We start from the raw sequence: 19,548 nt of genomic DNA on the forward strand, positions 1-19,548 counted from the left end.
GCACCTCGCTCACTTCACGCCGGCGCGGTAGGCCAGCACGAGACCGATGGTGGTGAGCGCCGACCGGTCGCCCTCCAGGACGAGCCTCCACGGAGTCCCGCCGACGTTCAGGCCGGGCGTCCTGAGCAGCCTGCCCTCCTCGAGCGCGAGCCGCCGGTCCCCGTCGAGCAGGAAGCGCACCCCCGCTCCGCCGTACGAGGCGTGGACGCCGGTGATCTGGCGCCCGCTCATGCCGGGGAACAGCTCGGGTGTGAGCGGCAGGAGCAGCTCGGGCTCCCCGCTCTCCTGGAAGTCCGCCCAGGCCTGCGGGAACTCGGCCGCCACGTCGACGAACCGGGCGGCGGGGTACGGCTTGAGCATGCCCCCGACCGCGGTGGCGAACGGCTCTCCGCCCTGCTGGGCCGCGTACTTCACCGTGATCGTCACATCGGTCAGATCCGCGCGCGGCCTGCCGGACAGCCGCCACCGGGAGATCGCCCCGGTGCCCTCGAAGGGCAGGTAGCGGTCGTCGTCGAAGCGGAGCTCGAACATCCCGTTGTTGTCCTTGTACTCCTCCAGGTCGGACAGCGCGATCTGCTGGCTCGGCCGCCAGTCGGCGCGCAGCGACGCGGGCGGTGAGCCCTTCGGGTCGAGCAGGAACTTGACCGCCTTGGGGTCGGGTGACAGCACGACCCTGTTGTCGAGCTGGGTGAGCGTGGCCGGCACGCCCACCGGGCCGCCGGCGGTCTCGAAGGTCACCGACACGGTACGGATCTGACGCCGGTAGTGGCCGGGGAAGTCCCGGTCGAACAGCGCCTCGGTCAGCGCGAACTCGCACGTGCCGCCGTCCCGGAGGGCCAGCAGCGCGAGCGGGTCGAGGGCGAGCAGCGAGACCTTCTTGACGATCTCCAGCCCGCGCCGGTCCGCCTCGACGTACGCCTTGCCCAGCCGCTCCAGGTCCAGCGCCAGGCTCTCCCCGGCCTGCAGGCCGCTGCGCCTGCTGTCCCAGTACGTCGGCTGGATGAACGTCTCGGACATGCCCCGCTCGAACTGGTAGGCGCGTTCGGCCGAGCGCGCCAGATCGTAGGCGAGGTTGTAGGCCTGGAAGTACGTCCCCGACAGCCGGCCGGCCATCCAGCCGTACAGCTGCGCGCCGGTGAACTTGCCGGTGAGGAACGCGTTGACGGCGTCGAGGTCGGCCGCCTCCCGATTGAGGATATCCAGCTCGCGCTGCGCGATCGCCGCCTGCAGCTCGGCCGCCGCGATCTGGTGGCCCATCTGGGCCGCGTCGGTCCTGGCCGTGCCCAGTTGCAGGCGCCAGTCCTGTTCCTGGCGGTCCTGGTCGGCGCGTACGGCGAGGACCTCGCCGATGGAGCTGAAGCCCTGGCCCAGCGTGGAGGAGACGTCCGAGATCGTGTTGAGGGCGTTGCCGACCTCCTGGCTGCCTTCCCTGATGCCCACGATGAACGGGCCGGCGTAGACCTCCGGGCCGGAGAGCGCGAAGGCCGCGGCGATCTTGATTCCGCTCGCCGCGAAGTTCGACACCGTGGCCAGGGACAGCATCGAGATCTGCGCCTGCTGGACCGGGGTCAGGCCCTGGGCGATCAGCTTCTCGTAGTGGCCGACGCGCTCCTCGGCGCCCTTGAGCGCGGCCTGCAGCTCGGCCAGCGTCTCGTTCGCGACCCTGACCTGGGCCTCCTTGACGGCCCTGGTCATCTCGGCGATTCCCGCCTCCTGCCGGTTGTTCAGCAGCGACAGCTGCTCGATGTCGTGGCGTTCCAGGTGGCCGAGCAGGTCGCCGCCGTACTGCCGCAGCTGGCCGGCCAGGTCCTGCGCCTTGCGGAACAGGAACGCGAAGCGGTGACCGGGGATCGCCGCCGCGGGCCCGGCGGCGAGCCGGTCGAGCGGGGTGCCCGCCGCCCTGCCGCGTACGAGCGCCATGACGTCGGCGGGCGGCTCGAACAGCGGCACCGGCCGGGCGATGCCCATGATGTCCAGCGACTGCCGGATCTTGCGCAGCCGGTCGTCGACCCGCGTCCAGTACTCGTGGAAGGCGGCGTTGTCCGGCACGTAGAAGTACGGCCTGGCGATGCTCCCGTTCACGGCGCCCGCGCCCTGCACCATCGCGCCGCCGGCGGTCAGCGCGGCCACGCCGCCCGAGCCCTCCTCGGCGGTCAGCGCGGCCACGCCGCCGGGGCCGTCGCCGAGCTGCTCGTAGGCGGCGGCCGGGGGCAGCGTCCGCGGTCCCAGGTCGAAGGGGCGCTCGCCCAGCAGGTCGTGGGCGAAGATGTACAGCATCCGCGCCTCGTCGATGCTCTCGCCCGTGTACTGCCGGAAGAGCATGTCGCCCCAGTCGAGGATGTTGTCGATGTAGGCCATGACCACGGCGCGCCGGTAGGCCACGGGCCGCAGGTCCGCGATGGCGTGCGGGTCGAACGGGTCGTCCAGGTAGGCCCGGATCAGGCTGTCCCGATCGCCCAGCAGGTCGTACTGCCGGCGCAGATGACCGAGCATCTCGACCAGCTCGCTGTCCGGGAGCGCGCTCCTGACGGCGTCCAGGCCGGTGCCCGCCAGGTCGTCCAGGAACGCCAGCTCCGCCGACTCCAGCGGCCGGACCTGCTGGAACGCCGGAGCGAGGGCCTCCACCTTCGTCAGGATCCCGTCGTATCCGGTGATCTTCCTGCCGCCGGCCTCCCGGCGGCAGGCCGACACCAGCGCCGGGACGTCGATCGCGAGGAACGGCAGGAAGCGCCAGTAGTCGTTGCGCCTGGTGGGGTCGAAGACGTACTCGTACCACTGCCGGGCGTCCTCGAACCGCTGGGCGCCGTTGAGCGCCTGCGCGATCAGCAGCGGCGCGTGGAAGAAGATCTCCCAGTAGTAGACGCCGTTGGAGCTCTGGAAGTCCAGGTGCGAGCCGGTCGGCACGCCCGCCTTCCAGACCTGGGGCCTGACCTGGACGGTCGTGGCGTCCGAGCGGGTCTGGCTGAACTTGGGCAGCTCGTCGGTCTCCTGGGTGGAGGGCGCAAGGAGCGCGGCGACGCCGCCGGTCAGGAGCTCGCGGTTGAGCCGGTAGGCCGTGCTCGACGTGAGCCGGATGATCTCGTTGGGCAGCGCCGCGATCTCGTACGGCCGCACGACCGTGTCCGTCAGCGGATACCTGGCGTAGGTCGTCCCCTTGAAGAAGCAGAGCGCCTCGCCTTCCAGGACGCTGTCGTAGCCGTCGTCCGGCAGGCCCCGCCAGTTCCCCTGAACCGGGATCCAGGTGAGGGCGGCGTCCGGCTCCCGGTCGTCCATGACCGCGTAGTCGTCCTCGCTGAAGACGTATCCGCGGAAGACGGCCCTGAGCCGGCGGGGCAGCGGCCTGGGATAGCCCTCGTCGACGTACTCCGGGATGGCGCCGCCGCTCAGCGTGTACCGGTGGAACTCCCCACCGGAGGTCAGGAACAGCCGGTCGCCGCGGACGTAGGCCAGGTCGACCGTCCCCGTCCGCGTGATGTTCGTCGGGACCCGCCCGAGCGCCCGGGTCGGGCGCGAGGTCTTGTCGCCGGGGACCGTGTACGTCCCGGCCTTGTTGTCGAAGGTCACGGTGCCGTCGCGGTACGGGAAGGACGGCGCGTCGGCGGAGCGCGCGGGCGCCCTCCCCGGGCTCCGGTCGGGTGTCCCGTCCGGCAGGAACCGGAAGTGCTGGTCGTTCCACCCGAAGTGGATCCTGCCGTCGGACAGCCGGGCCACCCAGTCGACGCGCTGCCATCTGGGCAGGTCCTCGTCGTTGTCCGCGATGAGCTTGGGATAGCCGGGATCCAGGTCGGGGAAGGAGCTGTAGCGGTAGTACTCCCCGCCGGAGAAGAGATAGACGACGCCGCCGCGCACGAGGGCGGCGTCGACCACCCCGGTCCGGTTCAGGTTGGTGCCGACGACGCCCCAGCGCTCGGCGGTGGCCTTCTTGGCCTGCGCCGAGCTCTCCTTGCCCGGGGGCGTGGCGATGTACTTCTGCGCGGCGTTGTCGAAGAAGTACATCGTGCCGTCGCCCGACTGGAACGCCGCGTCGATCTTCGTCCAGTTCTTCGGGAGCCGGTCGGTGTTCCCGGGCAGCGGACCCCACGGATAGGGCGTGTGCGGCGCGCCGACCGGACGGCACAGGAAGCTGCCGCCCTTGTGGTCGACGCTGAACCACGGCCCGTCGGGGGAGTCCGCCGGCATGTTGAAGCGCACGATCGGCGGCACGGGCTCGGCGAACACCTTCGCCGGGTCCGTGGGCCGCGCGGGCGGCACGGTGCCCTCGGCGCGCAGCGCGTACAGCTCGGGGGTGAGCGAGAACGACGACCTGACCGTGAGGGGGCCGGCCGCCCTGGCGACCGTGTAGGTGCACTGGACCACGATCGAGTCGTGGTCGCCCGGCGGGCCGCCGGGCAGGTCCCGCGAGGCCTGGACGTACAGGCCGACGCCGGAGACGGCGCCGTCCTGCCGCGCGTCGGCGGCCAGCAGCTGGGCGGGACTCCACTCGCCGTTGAGGTTGCGGAACGCGTAGAAGATCTTCACCCGCGGCGTCGGGGCCGGGGCGGACACCTTCTGGTTGTCGCCGTCCTTCCTGGCCAGGATCGTGGTGCCCGCCAGGTTGTCGGGCGAGACGTTCTCGACGACCGTCCAGAAGACGAAGATCCGCCCGAACGCGTGCACCGGGTCCACCACGTCGGCGTCGATCTGGACGTCCACCTTCTCCCAGGCGTCCCATCTCGCGCTCAGCTTCTCGCCGTCGTGGAACTCGGCGCTGCGGAAGTAGTACCGCCGCGGCGCGGTCCGGGTCCGGCCGAAGAGCACCAGCCGCCGTTCGCCCGCGGGGGAGTCGTCGGCGGTGTAGACGTACCCTCCGGCGATGGCCAGGCGGGAGACCTCGGTGTACTCGTCGAGGTACTTCTTGTAGGCCTTCTGCACGGCCTGCGGTGTGATCTCCTCCTGGAGCAGGTCGTTCTCCAGCGTCCGGAACGCCGGGGTCTTCGTGGGCCGCAGCTCCGGGCGCAGATAGTTCTCCGGGTACAGGAAGACCTTCCGGTTCGCCTCCCAGATCCGGTAGTTCCGCATCCACGCCCACCACGTCCTGATCCGCTCGCGGACCTCGGCGCTGTCGCCGGGCACCTCCTCCAGGTCGAGCAGGTAGCGGTGGACGAAGAGCTGGGTGGCGGCGATGGCCTCGCGGACCCGGGAGGTCGTGCCGGCACCGCCCATGTCCACGTCGATCAGGAGCCGCCTGAACAGCTCGCGCGAGCCGGCGTGCCCGCGGTCGGCCAGCAGTGACACGAGCGCGTCGCGCTTGAGCACGTTGAGCTCGTCGTGGATCCGCCTGATCACGACGGGGTCCTCGACCAGGGCGGACAGGGCGGTGCCCGCCGCCTCCAGGTCGCCGCTCTCGTGGATCTTCGACCAGACGGTCTCGTAGAGCTCCCTCGGGCCCAGCCCGATCTTCGCGGAGGCGGCGAACAGGCCGGTGAGCCCGAGCAGGAACTCGATCTCGAACCGCGCCTCCTCCTTCGTCCCCTCCGCCCCGGCGGTGAGGAGCTCGCCGTGCCGCCGGGCCCAGCGCAGCTCGTCCATGTCCCAGCCGAACAGCGCCGACAGGTAGTGGTACGGATCCCGGGTCCCGGTCAGCAGGAAGGCGGGCAGCCCGTCCGGGTGTGCGCGCGCCAGCTCGGCGAAGCGGGTGATGACGTTGACGTCGCTCAGCCGGTAGTCGGCGGCGCCGGACCACCGGTGCCGGAACTCCTGCGGGAAGGTGCGGTCCACCCGGTGGTAGTCCGTGCCGGAGTAGCGGACGTACTGCCCGCCCTTGAGCAGGTAGGTGCGCCCCTCGAAGACGAACGCGCCGTCGGGCCCCGCCTCGAAGGCGGCGGGCAGATCGCCCCAGTCGTCGCGCACGGTCCGCGGGAAGCCCTCCTCCACCAGGTCGGGCACGCCCGGCCGGTAGCGGATGTACTGCCCGCCGGCGAAGGCGTACAGCTCGCCGCCGGGCGCGACGAACGCCGCCTCGACGCGCCGGTCGGTGAAGGCGTTGCGGATCCTGCCCCAGCCGGGCTCCTTGCCGAGGAAGTAGCGCATCCGGCCGTCGAGCCCCTTGAAGGCCGCGTCCACCCCGTCCTGGTAGCGCTCGGGCACCGTGAAGTCGGCGTCGTCGCGGAGCGATCTGGGGTAGCCGTCGTCGACGTGGGAGTAGTCCGGGCCCGAGTACCGGACGTACTGGTCACCGGAGAACAGGAACGTCCTGCCGTCGGCCGTGAAGGCCGCGTCGACCCGCTCGGCGACGGTGTTGCGGATCCGCCCGACGACGTCCAGCGGGAAGCTCGCCGTGAGCTCGCGCGAGGCCGCGTGGCAGCCGCCGTCCGCGAACACGTACACGTTCCGGTCGTTGGCGACCACCGCGTCGAGCGGGCGGGTGAGCACGTCCTCGAAGGACTCGGGGAAGCTCCTGAACGCCTCCTCCCCGCGCAGGTTGCCGGCCGTCTTCTTCGGATAGCCCTCGTCGACGTAGCGGTAGTCGGCCGTCGAGTAGCGGACGTAGCGGTCCCCGGAGAACAGGAACGTCGTGCCGCGCCAGGTGAACGCCGCGTCCACGGTCGTGCCGAACGGGTTGGCCGACAGCCCCCACCGGTCGCGGATCGCGGCGGGCGGGCCGAAGGACCCGTCCTTGAAGGCCGCGTACCGCGTGCCGAAGAAGAAGTAGGTCGTCCCGTCCGGGGCGGTGAACGCCGTGCGGAGCGCGTCCTCGGGCTCCAGCCCCTGGCGGTAGCCCGGCCAGATCCGCTCGATCGGCCGCGGGTGGGACCAGGCGCCGGTCTTCTCGTTGTACGGCACGCACCGGTCGCCGCCGAGCAGGATCATCGTCTCGCCCTCGAACAGGACGGCGTCGGGCACGGGGAAGCCGCTCGGGGACTGCCAGAACGTGGCGTCGGCGACGGCCGGGTACCCCTCGTCCGGGACGGCGTAGTCCGTGCCGGAGTAGCGCAGGTGGCGCCGCGTGCCGTCGGGGCCGGGCTTCTCGAACAGATACGTCGTCGTCCCCCGCACATAGGCCAGGTCGACGCTGGTGAGCCCGGCCCAGCGGTCGCCGATGAGCTGCGGTTCCCCGCCCGGCTCGATCACGAACTGGTCCCCGCTGAACAGGTAGGTCCGGCCGTCCCGTCCGACGAAGGCGGCGTCGACCGCGCTGTCCAGATAGACGGTGTTGCGCGGCCGGCCCCACTCCTCGGCCAGCGGGTAGGGGCGGCCGAGCTGCGTGTTGAAGCACAGCGGGCCCTTGAACAGGTAGGTGGTGCCGTCCGCGCCGCTCAGGACCGCGTCCAGCCCGGTCCGGAACTCCTGCGGCACGGTGCGCAGGGTCCTGGGCCGGTACGGCGAGGCCGACGGCTGCCGTTCCTCGATCGAGGTGCGCCTGAGCCAGCCGTCGGGCCCCTCCGTCATCACCGAGCCGTTCTCCAGGAAGGCGCAGGTCAGGCCCGGGTGATCGGGGTAGGCGCGGTACGGGGAACGGGACACGGCGTGTCCCCGGTCGCCGCGGAAGAGGTAGGCGGTGCGCCGGTCGGAGAAGGCCGCGTCGACCCCGTCGAGCGTCACGCCCAGTGCGGCCAGCCCGGGTTCGGTGCCCAGCGAGGCGACGTCGCGCGGGTAGCCGTACTGCACGACCGCGTAGTCCCCGCCCTCGTAGCGGACGTACTGGTCCCCGGAGAACAGGTAGGTGTAGGTCCGGGCCGTGTCGACGCCGTCGACCTGCTCGGTCACGTCCATGACCAGCGCCGCGTCCACCTGTCCCGTCCGGGCCAGGTTGTTGGTCACGTTCCCCCAGAACGCGCCCACCCGGGCGGGATAGCGGTCGTCGACCCTCGTGTAGTCGCCGGTCGAGTAGCGCACGTACCGGTCGCCGGAGAACAGGTAGGTCCGGCCGTCCCGGCCGACGAAGGCGGCGTCGATCCGGTCGAACGGGATGCTGTCCCAGTGCTCGCGGATGCTCAGCGGCTCCGACCACCAGCGGTGGACCGCGTCGAACCGGACGTACCGATCGCCCGAGAACAGGTACGTCCGGTCGTCGGCGCCGGTGAACACGGCGTCCACCGGGCCGAGATCGAGGTTCCACCAGTCGTCGGAGAGCGGCTTGGGGAACCCGGCGTCCGGCGTCCGGTAGTCCCTGGTCGAGTAGCGCACGTAGAACCGGGCGCCCTCGCCGTACACCTTGACCCGCAGGCCCTCGCGCCTGACCGTGAGCGGGACGCCCTCGTCGGTCTCCAGCCGCCACTCCGGCGCCTTGCCGGTGATCCGCACCGGCGACAGGCCGTGCTCCTGGAAGCGGTTGCGCAGCCGCGGGGAGACCCGGTCGGCGTCGAGCTCGCTCTCCCACTCGACCGGCAGCTCGAACAGCTTCCCGCCGGCGCCGAACAGGTAGGCGGTGCCGTCCATGACGAACGACGCGTCCACGCGGGTCAGCCCGCCCCAGTCGGCCGCGATCGAGCGCGGGTAGCCGCTGTCGACGACCGTGTAGTCGTCCCCGGAGTAACGCAGGTAGGTCTCGCCGCCGAACAGGTACGTCCTGCCGTCGAGCCCGACGAACGCGGCGTCGACCGTGCCGCCGGGCAGGGCGGGCGGCAGCACGCCCCAGCGGTCGGCGGTCCTGACGACCTTGGCGCGGGCCCCCGTCACCGCGACGGTCCGGCCGTTGCGGAACAGGTTCAGCACGCCCGCCGTGTCGACGAAGGCCGCGTCGATCGCCCCCTCGAACTCGGCGGGCACGTCGTGGATCAGCCGGGGGTGCCCCTCGTCCGCCAGGACGCCGGGGTTCTCGAGGTTGTCGGAGTAGCGGATCACCTGGTTGCCGGCGAACAGATGGGCGGCGGTCCCGTCGGAGTACGCCGCGTCGATCCGCTCCGCCCCGGTGAAGGCGTTGCGGACCCTGCCCCACTTCTCGGAGATCGGCGCGCGCGTGTCCCCGCACCGCCAGGTCGTCCCGGTGAAGAGATGGATCCGGCCGTCGGGCGACTGGAAGGAGGCGTCCACCGGGTCCCCGACCGCCGAGCCCCACCACTCCGACGCGCTGCGGGGGAAGCCCTCATCGGCCACGGAGTAGTCGTCGGTGGAGTAGCGGACGTACTGGTCGCCGCTGAACAGGTAGGTCCTGCCGTCCTTGTCGACGTAGGCGCTGTCGATGCGCGCCGGGTCGTCGAAGGTGTTGCGCACCTTGCCCCAGACCTGCTCCCTGGGCGCCCAGCGGGTGCCGCCGGGCTCGCGCGTGAAGACGCGGGAGACGCCGTCGGTCCCGTGCCCGACGAGCCACTCGGACGCGTCGGCGCAGGTGAAGGCGGCGTCGACCGCGACCAGGTCCGCGAGCGCCGGGGACAGCTCGGTGAGCGGCTCGGGCAGGGGAGCGAGCAGGGTGTAGGTGGCCCGCGGGTAGGTCCAGTACCCGCCCTCGCCGAACGCGTAGACGTTGCCGTCGAAGCTCTCCAGCACCGCGTCGAAGCGCTCGACCCCGGCGGGGAGCGCGAGGTGCTCGGGGAACTTGCCGGCCAGGTCCTGGTCCCGGAAGACCACGGCGATCTCGGTGGGGTCCAGGCCGAGCTTGCCCGCCAGGAGGGCGAAGCGCCGCACCCTGCGGTAGGTGAGGCGGAAGTGCGGGTCGGCGGGCACCGCGAGGAGGTCCTCGCCGTCCGTCAGGACCGGCGCGGCCAGCACGTCCATCGGGCGGTCGGTGATCGCCTCGCAGATGGCGGCGACGGTGGCCGGGGGCACGCCGAAGGCGTCGGCGAGCGTGCCGTACAGCGCCTGCCGCTGCTCGTCGGCGCGGCCGGTCAGCAGGCCGAGCACCTCGTCCATGGCGGCCGACAGCTCCCGCGCCACGGAGTGGATCAGGAAGAAGATGTCGGCGCTGAAGTCCTGCAGGCCCTCCAGGGTGAAGCCGAGGACGTTGCCGACGTTGCCGAAGTAGTCGATGCGGTCCCAGGCCACGGTGAGGCCCTCGGTGAGATGGCCCCGGTCCACCAGCAGCGCGAGGAGCCGGTCGGTCTCCTCCTCGTCGAAGCCGAGGTCGAGCAGGGCCTCGCGGGACAGCCGGTACGGCGCCTCGTCCGCCTTGATCACGGCGATCTGGTCCTCGACGACGGCCCGCTCGGTCTCGGTGAGGTCGCCGTCCCCGCCCCCGGCCACGCGGTGGCCCATCGCGTGGTCGGCTGTCTCGGAGAAATCATCCGGCGTGAACGTGTAAAGGGCGCGCCGATATTCGGCTATCTGAGCCTGGATCGCGTCCAGAATGGATTTCCGGCGGGGATGGAACTCCAGTGCCAGCCCGAAATCATCCAGCCTCAGTGAAATCAGGGCTGATTTGTCGACATAATTATTGTTCTGGTCGATGTAGCCGTTGAATCGCAGGCTTTCGAGCAGCTTCTCGTCGTCGGTCTCGGGCGCGAGCGGGCCTTCGCGGAACGCCGCGATCCGGTCGTTCAGCATCTCGAAGACGTCGTCCTGGACATCGGACAGGTCGACGTTGACGGTGAACCGGCCCAGGTTGGCGGCGTCCAGGAAGAAGTCCGGATCCGTCAGGTCGCCGTCCTCGGTCAGATAGCCGTTGTGGACGAGGTTGTCGTACAGCTCGGCCTGCTGCGCGCCGGTCATGGTGTTGACCGCGGCCAGGTCGGAGGGGAAGAACGACGCGGAGCCGTTGACGACGGCGCCGATCGACTTGAAGAGCAGCTCGGCGTACGGGCCGAAGTCCCCGGCCAGCCGCGGTCCCACCGCGATCAGGGTCCCGTCCGGGCGGAGGTGGCCCTGGTGGACCAGGTTCGAGAAGATCTTGGCGGCCAGCCGCTCGCCCAGGCCGAGCCCCAGGAAGTCCTCGGCCGCGACGACGCCGAAGTCGGTGACCGCGTCGTAGGCCGCCACGCGGGCCCCGGCGACGTCCAGGCGGAGCAGCCGGTCGTCGCGGGGGCTGACGACGGTGTCGTCGTAGGCGGTCAGGACGTCGTGGACGACCTTCGCCGCGCGCGGGCCGAACCGGTCGGAGACGAACAGCCCGGGGGAGAACGCGACCTGCCGGAGGGCCTGGTTGAGCGCGTCGACCTCCTCCAGGTTCTCCGGGGAGGGCCGCCCGCCGAGGATGTCGACGAGCTCCGCGCCGCCGAAACCGCCGGACTGCATCCACGCCACGACGGCGAACAGCGTCTGCACCAGCCACAGGCTGCCCCCGTCGAGCAGTGCGAAGCAGTCCCGGGTGCCGGGAGGCGTGTCGTCGAGCACCGCGAACGTCGTGTACCTGTGCAGCGAGGGGTCGCTCTCCAGCGCGACGAGCACGTCGAAGAACTCGCCGGTGGAGACGCCGAGCGCCCTGGTGAGGCGGCCGACGCGGCGCAGCAGGCCGATCTGGGACGGCCCGACGACCCCGCGGTCGAAGGGGCCCGGCTCCGACTCGGCGTAGCGCGCGCGGTAGCGCGTCACGGTCTCGACGATGTCCGCCTCCGACACGTCGATCGCGGCCGCCAGGCGGAAGCGGTAGTCCCGGTTGCGCGCGGCGAGGATGTCGCCGGAGCCGGTCTCGACGTCGGCCGGTCCGGTCTGCGTGACCAGGTCGCACACCTCGGGGACGGACAGGCCGTGGACGCGCCCGAGGCGGATCACCACGGCGACGGCCCGCAGCGCGGCCGGGTCCAGGCGGTCGGCGCAGCACGTCGTCAGCACCTGGTTCAGCTCGGTGATGGTCAGGCCGGTCAGGCGGGCGAGGTGGACGACCCGGTTGGCACGCTCCAACCACGGCAGGCTCATACCCTGGAGCGTGCGGCCGTCCTCGCCGAGGGTGACGCCGGTGAGTTCGCGCACCCGGTCGCCGGACAGCCCGGTCGCGCGGGCGAAGGCCTCCACGTCCGCGAGCCCGGCGGTCGCGGGGACCCCGTACGCCGCGGCGACGGCGGTCTCGCCGGACAGCACGGTCGTCACCAGCGCGACGTCCTCCCGGGAGAGCCCGAGGTACTCGCGCGCCACGGTGTCGCGGTCCACGTGCGAGGCGAACAGGCGGTACAGCTCCTCCGGCGTGACCCGGAGGTGGTCGAGGTACTTCTTCAGCCGCTCGTTCTTGAGGGAGAACGGCTTGCGCCCGTCGCGCAGGGCCTCGTAGGGGTCGGTCCCGGCGAGCTGCTCCAGCACCTCGTTGACGATGTCGAGGTACGGCGTCTCGGTGAACGTGTTCTGCGCGTCGAGGACGATCTTCTTCAGGTCGGGCCGCCGTTCGAGGAGCGACGGCCGGCCCAGGGCGCCTTCCAGGAGCTCCAGGAGATCGACGAAGTAGGCGGCGGGCGAGTAGACGGACCGGGCGTCGTCCTCGTCCCGGAAGTCCAGATCCCCGAAGAGCTGCTCGTAGCTGGGTGAAGAGTCGTCCCTGAACACGTCATCCCCCTCAGGAACCCCGAAACAAGACGCCTCATGTTTGGTTAAACCTGAGTCCCCGAATACTCGCTAAAAGGTGACAATCCTAGTTTTCAGAGATTCGGCACGGGCGATGAAAGATCTCCCTTCGGCTCCCGTCCGCAGATCGCCGGGGCGGCGGGGGCGGCAGGGCGGCGCCGGGATTAAATCGCTGGTGTTCTCCGGTGTGGAACCCCGAAAATGTCAGTGCCGTTCGAGATGATGAAGGCGTGAAGGAGACTTAAACGATCACGGGGACCTCGGGTCCTGCGGGACCCCGATCCCCGGGGAGAGAGGCATGCGATGCCTACGATGATGAGCGTGTCCGAGTTGGCACAGGTTCTCTTCACTTCCGCGTTGCAGGCGTCCGACGACCCCACGCCGGAGCAGGTGCGCGTCGCCATCGAGGGCAGGCTGCGCTCCTGCCACGCGGATCTCGCCGACTGCGCCGCGTGCGTCGCGCAGGAGGCCGGTGACCACCCCGAGACGTACGCCACCCGGATGCGCTGGGCCCTGAGCATGGCCGGCCGGGTCGACCCGGCCGTCTTCGCCCTCGCCGCCGCCTGACCGACCACCGGATCCACCGGATCCACCGGATCCACCCGACCCCGGCGCCGGGCCCGCGCTCCCGTACGGCGCCGCCGGATCCCCGCGACGCGGCCGATTCCCGTAGCCCGGCCGCGGCGGAGATCAGCGGGGCGGATCCTGCTCGAAAGCCTGGATGACCGCCTCCGTGAGCTCGGGAAGCCCGGCCAGAGCCTGCTTCTCCGGCATGAGCACGGACGCGCGGGAGGCGACCGAGGTGTCGCGCGGCCGGTCCGCACCTCCGTAGCCGACCTCGATCACGGTGGCGCCGGAGAGGACGAGGGCCCCGCCCACCCCCGCGTGCACGATCTTGTTCCTGCTCTGCCTGTACTGGTAGTACGCCCGTTCGCCCAGCCCCTCGACCTCGGTGAGCCCGCCGAAGGACCGCTCCGCGGACTCGCGGCCCGCCTTCGCGCGCTTGCGCCCCTTGGCGAGCTGCTCGTCGTAGTACCGCCTGGCCCCCTCGGGATCGGGACCTCCGGCCCGGTCGGCGAAGGAGGTGAACTCGGCGTAGACGGTGCGCAGGCGCAGACCCTCGGCGGTGCGGATGTTCAGGCTCTCCCACCAGCAGACGATGGTCGTGCGGTCGGGCTGCCGCGCGCGGGTGGCGCCGCTCTCCGGGCGGGGGACCAGCCTGCCGACGACCGGGACCACGGCGGTGCAGGCCGCCGGGACGGTGATGCCGACCTGCGTGGGCGAGGGCGTGGCGGAGGGCGAGGGGGTGCCGTCGGACGAGGCGGAGGCCGTCGGGGCGGGGGTGGCCGGATGCGTGTACGGCCGGCCTTCCTGCCAGGCCGTGACGGCCGCCGAGGCCTGCCGGAGCAGGAGCTCGGCCTCCCGCAGCGCCTCCTTCCTGCCGACGGGCCGGTTGGCGTCGGCGAAGCCGCCCTTGGGGTACTGGTCGGCCTTGTACTGCACCTCGATGGTGACCTCCCCGGCCCGGCCGTACCCCTCGCCGACGCCGTAGGTGTTCTTCGCGGACCGGGTGTAGCGGACGTGCGCCTGGTCGCCGGCCCCGGTGAGCGGCACCACGGGGGAGTAGACGAAGCCCTTGACCGGCTGGGACGCCGAGCGCCTGTCCGACTGCAGGCGGAGGTCGTAGCTGCCGGTGGCGGCGTTCCTGGCGCTCCTGCCGTCGGAGCCCTTGTGCCGGATGAGGTTCACCGTGATCGTGGTGGTCCTGCTGAACTCCGTGGAGACGTCGGAGACGCTCTTCCACTCGCACTCCCAGACGCTCTGCTCGGGCGAGTCGCGGTTCTGGCGGTCGATCTCCGCGTGCGGTGCGAGCCGGTCGATCTCGGCCTCGCCGACCATGGAGCAGGCGTCGGGGTCCCCCGTGGGGGAGGCGGCCGCGGGGACGGCCGGGGAGGCGGCCGGGACGGGACCCGCCGCCGGCGGATCGGGCCGGTTCGTCAGATAGAGGGTCACGCCGCCGGTGACGGCCAGGGCGGTCGCGGCGGCCGCCGCCGGCACCGTCCAGCGCCGCCGGGCGGCGGCGGGGGGCTGCGGGGTGGCGGGCCCCCACCGGACCGGTGCGGTGGGGGGCTCGGAGGCGTCGGGGTTCACGGGATCTCCAGGCGGCGGGGATGTGTCTGTCCGGGAAGGGCGTGGTCTCGTCCGGGACGGGGCCGTGGGACCGGGCGGGCTTCCCGCACGGAACGGGGCGGTGCCCGGCCGGGCCGGTCAGCTGACGCCGTTCTCCTTGAAGCCCTTCACTATCGCCTCGGTGACCGGGACGACGCCGGCGATCGCCTGCTTCTGCGGCATGAGGACGGACTTGGCGTAGTTGATCGGAGTGTTCTTGGGGCGCTCGGAGCCGCCGTAGGTGACCTCGATCACCGTCGTGCCGATGCGGACGGCGCTGTCGGCGACCCCGACGTGCGCGCTCGGGGTGCGGTTCTTGCGGTACTGGTAGTGCCCGCCGTCGCCCCAGCCCGCGGGCTCGTTGACCTTGTAGTAGAACAATCCCTGGAACCCGCTGCCCTCCCACTGCTTGGCCTTGGCGCGCAGGTCGATGTAGTACTGCTTGGCCGCCCCGAAGTCCGGGCTCCCGGCGCGGTTGGTGAAGGCGGTGATGCTGACGTAGACCGTGCGCAGGCCGAGCCGCCCCTTCGCGGCGGGGATCTCCCTGTTGTTCCACTTGCAGACGGTGATCGTCTTGTTGCCGTCCTGCGTGCGCTCGAAGGTGGCCTTCGCGCCGGTGACCAGCGGGGTGGCGATCGGCTCCACCGCGGCGCAGGCCTTGGGCATGGCGATCGGGACCGGCGTCGGCGTGACGGTCGGCGTCGGCGTCGGGCTGGGCGGAGGGGTGGCGCGGGCGTACGGCCTGCCCTGCCGCCAGGCCGCGGCCGACTGCGACGCCTGGGTGAGCAGGAGCTTGACCTCGCGCAGCGCGTTCTCCTCGTTGACGGACTTCTTGCCGGTGCTGGTGAACAGCGGCAGGTCCTTGCGCACCTGGCCGGCCTGGTACTTCACCTTGACGGTGAGATCCCCCACCCGGCTGAAGCCCTGGCCGAAGGCGGTCTGGGTCTTGCCCTTGTACCAGGTGTACTGGGAGTGGGCCTCGTCACCGGCCCCGGTCACCGGCACCACGTCGGAGAAGTAGCTGTCCTTGAGGGGATGGGTGGCGGTGTAGCGGCTGCTCTGCAGGTCGATGCCGTACTGCTTGCGGGAGACCGTGTCGGCGGTCTCGCCCTTGTGCCCGAGGTGCTGGGTGATCTCCACGCTGATCTCGCGGGACCGGCTGTACTCCCCGAAGGAGTAGTCGAGGTTCTGCCAGCTGCAGCTCCAGGTGACGGAGGGGAACTCGGAGCTCCGCCTGTCGTTGGTGGCCTCGGTCACCTTCCCCTCCGGGACGAGACGGTCGGTCTCGGCGGAGTCGACGGTGGCGCAGGCGTCGATCGGCCCCGACGGGGAGGCGGCCGCGGGGACCGCCGGGGAGGCGGCGGAGGAGACCGGATCCCGCGTCTCGGCGGGCCGGTTCACCATGTACAGGACGACGCCGCCGGTGGCGGCCAGGGCGGTCACTCCGGCCACGGCGGGCACCAGCCAGCGCCGCCGCGGCGCGGGGGAGGGCGCGGTGGTGTCCCACCTGACCGGGGTGGTGGGCGGTTCTGGATTATGGGGGTTCACGGAATCTCCTGTGCGGGAATGGGGGAGCGGGACCGTGAGGGAGGGGTCTCATCTGTGAGATCTCCCTCACCCCCCGGAAGTTCGGACCGTTTTTCCGGAAGTGCCGAGTCCCGCCGCGACCAGTTCGGCGGCTCGGCGCACGGTCCGCTGGTCACCGGGGGTGACACCGCCGTCCTCGGCGCGGGTCCAGACGACCTCGACGATCAGGTTGTCGACCCGGAGCGTCGTCGAGCAGATGGTCCTGGAGATGCTGCGGCCCACCCTCCAGTAGTCCTGGGTGAAAGCCTCGTCGCCGACCCCGGGGACGTCCCGGACGGGCGACCACGTCTGACGGCCGAACTCGGTGTCGGTCCCGGTGGTCGCGGCGGCCTCCTTCTTCCTGCGCTCGAACAGCATCCGGGCGGTCTGACCCGCGCCCTGGCCGCCCTGGGACGGTACGGCCTGGGCCCGCACGCTGAGCCAGCGGTAGTTGCCGGTGCCCTTGGTGTCCTGCCAGGTGCACTCGTCCACCCTGGTCATGCGCGGATCGAAGATCTCGCCGATCAGCCCGCGGGCCTGCTCGACGGTGAGCAGGCCGCACGCCTCGGGCGTGGCGGCGAACCGGCCGCGATCCGGCACGGGCTCCCCGGCCGTGACCGTGCGGAAGGTGACCACGGCGCCGGCGGCCAGTGCGACCGCCAGCACGGCGGCCCCGGCCCACAGCGGCCCACGGCGGCGGCGGGGCGCGGCCGGGGGCGGCGGGGTGACGAGCCCCCGCCGGACCGGTGCGGTGGTGGGCTCGAAGACGGAGGGGTTCGCGCGGTCCGCGGCGGAGGCCCCGGCCATGACGGGCCGTGGGCCGCTGAACCCGCCGCTGTGACCGCTCGCGACCCGGTCGGCGCGGACGATGTCGTGCAGCACCTGCCGGATCGTGGCGGCGTCCGGACGCCGCTGCGGGTCCTTGGCCAGCATGCCGTGCAGGAGCGAGCCGAGCGCGGGCCCCGCCCGGACCGGATCCGGGGGCTCGCGCATCAGCACGGCGGCGGCGACGGCGGCGGGGTGGTCGCTGTGGAAGGGGGCGCGGCCCTCGACGGCCGTGTACAGCGTCGCCCCGAGCGACCACAGGTCGGAGGCCGGTCCCGCGGGCTCCTCCCGCAGGCGCTCCGGGGCCGTGTACCCGGCCGAGCCCGCGCGGCTCGCCGTACTGGCCTCGCCGGTCATCGGCACGGCGATGCCGAAGTCGCTGAGCATCGCCGTACCGTCCTCGCCGAGCAGGACGTTGGCGGGTTTGACGTCCCGGTGGAGCAGGCCGTGCGCGTGCGCCGCCTCCAGGGCGTCCAGGACGCTCAGGCCGATCGCGGCGACCCTGGCCGGCGCGAGGGCGCCCTGCCGGTCGATCACCCGGTCCAGGGAGCTCCCGCCGGCCAGGTCCATCACGATCCACGGCTGCCCGTCGTCGGTGACCACGTCGTGGACCATGACGATGGACGGGTGGCTCACCCGGGCGGCGGCCCTGGCCTCGGTGATCGCGCGTTCGGCGAAGGCCTCCCCGCCGCGCAGCCGCTTGACGGCGACGTCGCGGCGGAGCATCTCGTCGCGCGCCCGCCAGACCGTGCCCGCGCCGCCCTCGCCCAGCCGTTCCAGCAGCCGGTACCTGCCGGCCAGGATCCGCTCCTCGCTCATGCCCGGCTCCGCAGCGCCGCTTCGGCCCACCGGGCGGCCTTGAGCGCGTTGTTCCTGATGTCGGCGTCGGTGGGCTTGGCCGAGAGGGTGGAGTAACGGGCCTCGATGACGAGGTTGAGCGCCCGGAAGTGCACGACGCCGGTGTGGGTCTGGCCGAGCTCGGACTTCAGGTCGTAGGTGAAGGCCCCCTCTCCCAGCTCCTGCACCGGCTGCCCCGCCGTCGAGACGGCGGTCAGATCCTTCATCCCTATCTCCTCCCACTCCCACGGGATGCCGCTGCCCGGCTGGGAGTGGTCACGGCCCTGGCTGACCAGGAGGTTCTGAGCGGCCTGGGGGGTCATCATCCACGGTTGCGGCGTGTCGCCGTCGGCGTGCGGGATCAGCGCGATCCCGGTGTCGGCGGTGGTCCAGGTGCAGCCCTCGTCCTTCGGGCTGCCCTGCGGCGGCTGGGGGGCCCGCGTGATCTCGCGGACCTGGGCGGGCGTGAGCAGGGCGCACAGATCCACCGGCTGGGTGAACGCCGTCTTGTCGGCCTGGCCTCCGGTCAGCGTCAGCGTGATCCACACGGCGGCGGCCACCACGCACGCGGTGACGCCCAGGGCGATCCACAGCGGGAACCGGGAGCGGCGGGGCGCGGTCTCGCCGGGGCCGGTGCCGGGCCGGTGCGGCGGGCCGGAGAGGCCGGGGTCCGTGCCGGGGTGCGCCGGGCCGGGGACCCGGGCGTCCGGGGCGGGCGGAGGGGCCCACACCTCGGGGGTGTGGCCCTCGGCGACCTGTGTGAGCATCCACCGCGCCGTGTCGGCGTCCGGGCGCCGCTCCGGCTCCCTGGCCATCATCGCCATCAGGACCGGCCCGAGCGGGCCCGCCAGCCGCGGCGGCGTGACCTTCCCGGCCAGGGCCTTCGACAGCCTCGCCATCGGCTCGCCGTCGAAGGCGGCCACGCCCTCGACGGCGTAGTAGAGGGTGGCCGCCAGCGACCACAGGTCCGAGGCCGGGCCGCCCCGCTCGCCGTCGAGGCGCTCGGGGGCGATGAAGCCGGGCGAGCCGATGAGCAGTCCCGTCTGGGTGAGCGTCTCCTCGCCGGTGAGCTTGGCGATGCCGAAGTCGGTCAGCACGGCGCGCCCGGTGTCGGTCAGGAAGACGTTGCCCGGTTTGACGTCGCGGTGCTGGATCCCGCGGGCGTGCGCCGCGGCCAGGCCGTCCAGGAGCTGCGCGCCGAGCGCGGCCACGTGCCGCGGGGGGAGCGGCCCGTGCTCCTCCACGACGTCGGCGAGGGTGCGGCCGCGCAGCAGTTCCATGACGATCCACGGCTTGCCGTCGTGGGCCGCCACATCGTGGATGGCCACCACGGAGGGGTGGCGCACCTGTGCCGTGGCCTGCGCCTCCCGTACGGCGCGCGCGACCATGTCGGCGCGCCGGGACTCGTCGGCCCCGGGGGGCAGGGTCAGCTCCTTGACCGCCACCTCGCGGTGCAGCATCTCGTCCCGGGCCAGCCAGACGGTTCCCATTCCGCCGCTGCCGAGCTGGCGCAGTAGACGGTAGCGCGCCGCAAAATCCTCCCTGTCGGGCATATCGGGAGGATAGCGGAATCACTGATCATGCTCAGCAGGTCGCTCTACGTGACGCGGGACGGGGCCGGGAGGGGGCCGGTGCGGGACCGATCCATTCCCCGTGGAGCAGGCATATCCATGGTCATCCGGGAAGGCCCAAAAGCCCCGGTGACCACATGTGGTCACGGGCGTCGGGGGCGTTGACACCTTTCCGTCA

6 protein-coding genes are annotated in these 19,548 nt (G+C 72.0%); 1 reads left to right on the top strand and 5 read right to left on the bottom strand.

Annotated elements, in window-relative coordinates:
* Window positions 1-9: 9 nt before the first annotated feature.
* Entirely contained in the window at window positions 10-12,384 is a 12,375-nt protein-coding gene (locus tag Pta02_RS13695) for a hemopexin repeat-containing protein (RefSeq protein WP_203875172.1), read from the bottom strand.
* A gap of 339 nt (window positions 12,385-12,723) precedes the next feature.
* On the opposite strand from Pta02_RS13695, the gene Pta02_RS13700 reads away from it, so the two are divergent.
* Window positions 12,724-12,969, top strand: coding sequence for a hypothetical protein (locus tag Pta02_RS13700; RefSeq protein WP_203875173.1), 246 nt, complete (start codon window positions 12,724-12,726; stop codon window positions 12,967-12,969).
* Window positions 12,970-13,092: 123 nt separating this feature from the next.
* Here Pta02_RS13700 and Pta02_RS13705 read toward each other — a convergent pair whose 3' ends face one another.
* The 4 genes from Pta02_RS13705 to Pta02_RS13720 form a co-directional block, all read right to left on the bottom strand.
* Complete coding sequence (locus Pta02_RS13705) at window positions 13,093-14,553, bottom strand: hypothetical protein (protein ID WP_203875174.1); 1,461 nt, start codon at window positions 14,551-14,553, stop codon at window positions 13,093-13,095.
* Window positions 14,554-14,670: 117 nt separating this feature from the next.
* Entirely contained in the window at window positions 14,671-16,119 is a 1,449-nt protein-coding gene (locus Pta02_RS13710) for a hypothetical protein (protein WP_203875175.1), read from the bottom strand.
* A gap of 66 nt (window positions 16,120-16,185) precedes the next feature.
* The gene (locus tag Pta02_RS13715) at window positions 16,186-17,781 is read right to left on the bottom strand and encodes a serine/threonine-protein kinase (RefSeq protein WP_203875176.1); all 1,596 of its coding nucleotides are present in this window, start codon (window positions 17,779-17,781) and stop codon (window positions 16,186-16,188) included.
* Window positions 17,778-19,352 carry a serine/threonine-protein kinase gene (locus Pta02_RS13720; protein WP_203875177.1) on the bottom strand — a complete coding sequence of 525 codons (1,575 nt, stop codon included), beginning with the start codon at window positions 19,350-19,352 and terminating at the stop codon, window positions 17,778-17,780. Before Pta02_RS13720 ends, Pta02_RS13715 begins: the two co-directional genes overlap by 4 nt.
* Window positions 19,353-19,548 lie beyond the last annotated feature (196 nt).

Source organism: Paraplanobispora takensis (assembly GCF_016863195.1).
Classification (GTDB): Bacteria; Actinomycetota; Actinomycetes; order Streptosporangiales; family Streptosporangiaceae; genus Planobispora; species Planobispora takensis.